Raw genomic sequence first — 6,115 nt, 5'->3', positions numbered from 1 at the left:
CTTTTAGAACTCGCAGGATCTGAGTTTCAGTGAAACGCGCTTTCTTCATGATGAGCCTCCCAATGGTTGTATTTTAACCAGAGAACTCTATCAAGCAGTAAGACTAAATTCAGGAGGGACTACAGAACCATCGAGTAATACTGTGAGACGATAAGCATATATTTCATAGAAGTACCTTATGGATGGCGCTAATATCAGGACCCACTTTACGAAAATGAGGTCAAAATGTCGGTAGAACTAGTTTTTATGATTGACGGTCGTGCTCCGGGGATCGGCATAGGGGTTGGGGAAATTTGCACCAAGAAATACCCCTCACTGCTCGAGGCAAATTTGCCTAAAATTGGTGATAAATTTCACTTGCAGCACGGTAGTACTATTGAACAATCTTCCTCATGGGAGGTTACATCTCTTCAACGATTTATTTTCCCAGAGAGTGAAACCTACTGGGTCATATGCAAATACCTTGGGTGACCTTGTACTTCAGATACCCATACTAAAGCCGCCTTCGTGCGGTTTTTTTATTGGTCTTCCATAGCCCATTTACGAGTGGGCTAGATAACGACAAAACTAAATTATTTGAAACCTTGTGATAAAATCTCCTAGTCGATAATGGAGGTTTTATGGCTACAGAAACGGTTGCAGCAGTCACTCAGTTTCCATGGGCCGCACTTATTACCGCACTTGCTGGGCTATCCGGCGGGTTAGGAGGTGCTTTGCTTGCTAATAGATTTGCAGATAAAAGATGGAACCAGCAAATTACTTACGAAAAGGAAAAAGAAAAAGCAAAAATTCTTAGAGAAAAGGGAGAAGAGCTACACGTACTCGTTTCAAAATGGTCCAAGTCAACTATCAATTATCAACTTTGCCAGCTTAGGGTTGTTGCAGGAAAATTAACCGAAAGCCAATTTCACGATGTGATGGAAAAAAATCCTTCAGAACCAGGTGTTCATGACAGGCTGGAAACCTTGTTGTTTTTGTACTTCCCAGAATTTGAAGTCCATATGAAATCTGTTAGAAACAGATTATCTGAAGGTAACTCCGCTTACGACGATGTTATCAAGGGAGTAATGAGCAGAGGTGAGGGTTTTGAGAGGGTTGAAAGAGCATCGAACGAAACGGAATTAGAGCTAGAAAATATCAAGTTAGGCATTCGTCAGATGCTGAAGAAACTAAATTAACCGACCTCTGGCGGTTTTTTATAACTATAAATCATAGAAAAGCGGCAAGACCCATTCATAAACCGTTTTATAGATGGGGCCGTGATACATGCTTTCAGTGCTGTTTAAGTGCTCAATTATTGCTTCTACGGTTGAGTCAGATTCTATTGTTTCTAAAAGAGCAGGGCGGTCATCATCTTCATCAATGTATTCAAATAGAATGACAGGGCTGCCTTTAAAAATAGCATCAGAAACAATCAGGTCATAACTTCCGCTGAGTTCAAACTGGATTTTGTAGTTACCCAAAATTGAGTGGCTAAGTGGATAAAAATAAAGCGAATCATCTTTATTAAGTGCTGTTTCCCAATCAAAAACACCCATAAATAAACTCCAATCCATTAATTTGATGAGTAATATCTCGCATCCAACTCCATAAACCAAGGAATAACGAATGACCCAACCAGATTGGGAGGCCATCGAATCGGCATACCGAGCTGGCTTGATGTCTATCCGAGAAATAGCCTCGCAACACGGCATCACTCACGGGGCTATCAACAAGCGAGCAAAGCGTGATGGATGGGAGCGTGACCTCAAGGCAAAGATAAAAGCCAAGGCCGAAGCGCTGGTATCCAAACGCGAGGTATCCAGCAAGGTATCCACTGAAGCGGCTACCAACGAGCGGATACTGATTGAGGCGAGCGCTGAGGTTATTGCCAACGTTCGAATGGCTCATCGTGGCGATATCGGCAAAGCGAGAAAGCTAGCCAATACATTGCTTGCTGAGCTTGAGGCTGAATGTACCGATGTGGCTGCGTTGCAAGAACTGGGTGAGTTACTCCGCAGGGAAGACGACAAAGGCATGGATAAGCTGAATGACCTTTACCACAAAGTTATCAGCATGCCAGGGCGAGTGAAGTCGATGAAAGACTTGTCAGACACCCTGAAGAATCTCATCGGTCTTGAGCGTCAGGCTTACGATATTGGCGGACCAGAAACCGACAATGTGGTTGGTAAGCTTTCTGACCTGATGGATTCATTGTCTCAGGGGGCGTAATGAAACCTGAGCACTTCAAGCTGCTTGCCGACAAAGACTGGCGGCTGAACAATCTCTATTGGATCACCGATAAAGAAGGCAAGCCGGTACGCTTCAGGATGACACTTGAGCAGCGCGAGTACTTCGAAGGCATCCACACACGCAACATCATTCTTAAGGCTCGCCAGCTCGGTTTCACGACTGAGGTTTGCATCATTCAGTTGGATGCGGCCCTGTTCGAATCTGCGAAGTGCGCCCTGATCGCCCACACGTTGAATGACGCTAAACGCCTGTTTCGCGAAAAGGTGAAGTACGCCTACGACAACCTGCCCAACGAGATTAAAGCCGCTAACCCTGCTAGCAATGACTCTGCCGGAGAGTTGGTATTCAAGAAGGGCGGCTCACTCTACGTCAGCACCTCATTCCGTGGAGGTACGCTGCGTTACCTGCATGTTTCAGAGTTCGGCAAGATATGTGCTAAGTATCCGGACAAAGCCCGCGAGATTGTCACAGGCGCGTTTGAGGCCGTATCGACTGGATGCTTTGCCACTATCGAAAGCACAGCTGAAGGTCGCGCCGGTTACTTCTTCGATTACTGCCAGACAGCAGAGAAAGCACAGTTACAAGGCAAGAGATTGTCCGCGCTCGACTGGAAGTTCTTTTTCTTCTCCTGGTGGAAGAATCCGCTGTATGCAATCGACCCTGTAGAAGCTATCCCGCAGCGTCTGGTTGATTACTTTGACGAGATGCAAGCCAAGCAGGGTGTTAATCTTAATGAGCGTCAGAAAGCCTGGTATTACGCCAAAGAGAAGACGCTCGGCGGTGACATGAAGCGGGAATATCCCACTATCCCGTCTGAGGCATTCCAGCAATCAGTGGAGGGCGCGTATTACGCCAAGCAGTTCCGCTGGCTTTACACCAATAAACGCATCGGCACCTTGCCTGATAACTCACACCTCCCGGTTCACACATTCTGGGATATTGGCGTGGGTGACTCTACGGCCATCTGGTTCGTGCGTGAGGTTGGGGAAGAGTTTCACGTCATCGACTACTACGAAAACTCAGGTGAGGGCTTGCGGCACTACATGAAGGTGCTTAAAGACCGTGGCTATGAGTACGGCGACCACTGGGGACCACACGATATCGAAAACCGTGAATTCGGCTCTGATGCCAAGTCTCGCAAAGAGCTGGCTCGCGAAGGCTACGAAATCGACGGTCACCTCTACTCCATGACGTTCAAAGTGGTACCGAAAACCGGCGTTGATACCGGCATAGAATCTGTGCGTGAAATCCTCCCGAAATGTGTCTTTGACGATGAGAAGTGTGCAGAAGGCATCACTCATCTGGAAGGCTACCGAAAGGAATGGGACGACAAGCGCGGCTGCTGGAAAGACAAGCCATTACACGACCACACATCTCACGGCTCTGATGCGTTCCGCTACTTTGCCGTAGCCAAGAACAACCACAAACAAGTCGGCGCTGTATTCTTCTAAGGAGCAATCAGTGAGTGATAACAATAACGAGGTTCAGTTCCTCGTGAATGCCCTCGCTGACCAGGTCACGGTGGGTCGCCAGCGTGCTTTATACGCCGGTCAGTTTAACGGGAACACCAAGCGCACCAAGTTGTGGGATGAGTTTGGTTACCCGGACACCGTAACCTTCGACATGCTCTACCGAGCGTATCGCCGCAACTCATCAGCGTATGCAGGTGTTCACAAAACGCTGGACTCCTGCTGGATAGACAAGCCGGTGATCATCGAAGGCCCACTTGTCGATAAGTCGAAGAAAGAGACCGAGTGGGAAAAGACAGTCACAAAGCTCCTCAAAAAGCATTGGTCGAAAATAAAAGATGCAGACCGGCGCAATTTGGTCGGGCATTACTCGGCGATCATCCTGCAAATTAAAGACAATCGGGACTGGTCTCAGCCGGTAGATACCGCGCTGGTAAAAAGGCTTGGTGAAGCTGCTTTAGTGAAGCTTATCCCCGCGTGGGAATCGCAGATCAAGCCGGGAAATTACGATATTGACACCTTGTCAGACACATACGGCCAGCCAGTCAACTACACCTTCAATGAGCAGCCAGTTGGTGATGATGGCACTTATGGCAATATCCGTAGCGTCACTGTTCACCCGAGCCGAGTCATCATTCTTGCAGAGGGTTCAGAAGACGACAACATGCTCTCTGGCATTCCGCTTAATGAGGCCGGATACAATGACCTGCTCGACATTGAGAAGGCCAAGGGCGGTAGCGCTGAAGGATTTCTGAAAAACGCCAGTCGCCAACTGGGGATTGAGTTCTCCAAAGAAACCGACATGGCGACCTTGAAAAAGGCTGCTACCGATGCTGGATTCAAAGACCTGGGTGATGCGCTTAACGACAAGATTGTGCGCATGAACCGTGGCACGGATGCAGCGCTGGTTATGCAGGCCGGTCAGGCTTCAGTGCTGTCTGTTGCGCCCGCCGACCCAACGCCAACGTGGACGGTATCGGCCAACAGTTACTCATCAACTATCCTTTGCCCTTTCAATATGCTTTACGGCAAACAGACGGGCAATCTGGCTTCTACCGAAGACAAGACAGCATGGGCGATTAGGTGCAACGAGCGGCGAAATGGTTGGCAATCTTGGCTCATTACCGCTGTTGTGCAGCGTTGGTGTGATATTGGTGTCATTGCCCAGCCTAAGACGAGTGAAATCACTGTGGATTGGTCTGACTTGCTTGCCCCTGGCGACAGCGAGAAGCTCGATAACATGGCTAAGCTTGCAGATATCGCACAGAAGACGCAGCAGGCATACGGAACGCCAGCGGTAGAGATTAACGAAATCCGCGCAGCCGGTGAGCTTGAACCCATCAAAGAGCCCAAAGAACCAGACCCTAACGCAAAACCCACCGGTAAGGATCCGCTGACAGATGACGACACTAGCGACCCGAATCGGGACACCAATCGTACCGCGCAATAAAGCCGACCCTACACAGTCTTACCGAGCAGTAAACAAGATGTACCGGGATATCGAAGAGCGGTATCTCGGCATCAAGACTGACCTGAAGCAACTGCTTGATGCCAGGCTAACCGGCAGGGTTAGAGAGGGTAACGCTCAGGCGTCATTCGCAGTGCATGGCGATACCATCTATCAAGTGAATGCGGCCACGTACATCTACGACATGACAGCGCAGCAACTTGCTGACTTGTTGGAGCGTGTGCAGGTGATTCTTGATGACCACCTTCTCGAAGGTCTGGGTCAGGACATGTGGGCGCTCGCGTATGTCGCTGAAGAGTACCAGCGCGGCACATTGAACGCCTTCACCAATCTCTCTGTTCAATCGCCGGTTTACGCATCACAGACAACGCTCAGCCAGTTGCTGTCATCACCGGCCTACCAGAATCAGATAGCAGCGGTATATGTCAGCACGTACAGCGATTGGGTAGGCATCAGTGACAAAGCGCGCGCTGACCTCGCCAACGTTATTTCTGATGCTATCGGGCGCGGTGTTAATCCGAAGGAAACGGCCAGCCTAATCAGTAAGCGGCTCGATGTATCGATGTCAGATGCGAAGAACATCGCTCAAACTGAACAGGTTGGGGCGCTGCGTAAAGCTCAGTGGGCGGAAACAACATGGGCAAAGGAATACCTTGGCCTGAACACCGGCTTGCTTTGGCTATCCGCACTCAAGCCTACAACGAGGGCATGGCATGCAGCGCGTCATGGCAAGGTTTACACGGTCGAGGAGGTTGAGGTCTTCTATGCTGAGAAAGGCAACAAATACCGTTGCTACTGCTCGCAGATACCTGCCATCCTGAACGACACAGGGCAGGTGGTTAATGCTGGGCTCAGTGAACGACTAGCCGAAGAGCGTAAGGATTGGCGGAAATCAGATTAAAGAAATTTATCTTAAGGCCGATAATCATTTCTCTAATTTAACAAG

General features: G+C 49.1%; 6 protein-coding genes. 5 read left to right on the top strand and 1 reads right to left on the bottom strand.

Annotation, left to right across the window (positions count from 1 at the left end; all coding sequences use genetic code 11):
* The first annotated feature begins 620 nt into the window (after window positions 1-620).
* A complete protein-coding gene (locus IEV89_RS13285) occupies window positions 621-1,178 on the top strand; it encodes a hypothetical protein (protein WP_188473988.1) in 558 nt (185 codons plus the stop codon).
* Between the two features lie 24 nt (window positions 1,179-1,202).
* On the opposite strand, the gene IEV89_RS13280 is transcribed toward IEV89_RS13285, so the two are convergent.
* Window positions 1,203-1,538, bottom strand: a complete 336-nt coding sequence (locus IEV89_RS13280) for a hypothetical protein (RefSeq protein ID WP_188473987.1) — start codon at window positions 1,536-1,538, stop codon at window positions 1,203-1,205.
* Window positions 1,539-1,608: 70 nt separating this feature from the next.
* Between IEV89_RS13280 and IEV89_RS13275 the strand changes: the two genes are divergently transcribed.
* From IEV89_RS13275 to IEV89_RS13260, 4 genes are read left to right on the top strand one after another with little or no spacing between them, the layout of a single operon-like run.
* The gene (locus IEV89_RS13275; RefSeq protein ID WP_188473986.1) at window positions 1,609-2,211 is read left to right on the top strand and encodes a hypothetical protein; all 603 of its coding nucleotides are present in this window, start codon (window positions 1,609-1,611) and stop codon (window positions 2,209-2,211) included.
* The gene (locus tag IEV89_RS13270) at window positions 2,211-3,683 is read left to right on the top strand and encodes a terminase (protein ID WP_188473985.1); all 1,473 of its coding nucleotides are present in this window, start codon (window positions 2,211-2,213) and stop codon (window positions 3,681-3,683) included. Before IEV89_RS13275 ends, IEV89_RS13270 begins: the two co-directional genes overlap by 1 nt.
* Window positions 3,684-3,693: 10 nt before the next feature.
* Window positions 3,694-5,151 carry an anti-CBASS protein Acb1 family protein gene (locus tag IEV89_RS13265; RefSeq protein WP_188473984.1) on the top strand — a complete coding sequence of 486 codons (1,458 nt, stop codon included), beginning with the start codon at window positions 3,694-3,696 and terminating at the stop codon, window positions 5,149-5,151.
* Window positions 5,102-6,070 (top strand): phage minor head protein, encoded by a 969-nt coding sequence (locus tag IEV89_RS13260; RefSeq protein WP_229746471.1) that lies wholly within the window; start codon window positions 5,102-5,104, stop codon window positions 6,068-6,070. Before IEV89_RS13265 ends, IEV89_RS13260 begins: the two co-directional genes overlap by 50 nt.
* The last annotated feature ends 45 nt before the right edge of the window (window positions 6,071-6,115 follow it).

The organism is Hafnia psychrotolerans (assembly GCF_014639435.1).
In the GTDB taxonomy this organism is placed as follows: domain Bacteria; phylum Pseudomonadota; class Gammaproteobacteria; order Enterobacterales; family Enterobacteriaceae; genus Ewingella; species Ewingella psychrotolerans.
The sequence above is the reverse complement of the archived record's forward strand: the minus strand, read 5'-3'. Positions and strand labels throughout refer to the sequence as shown.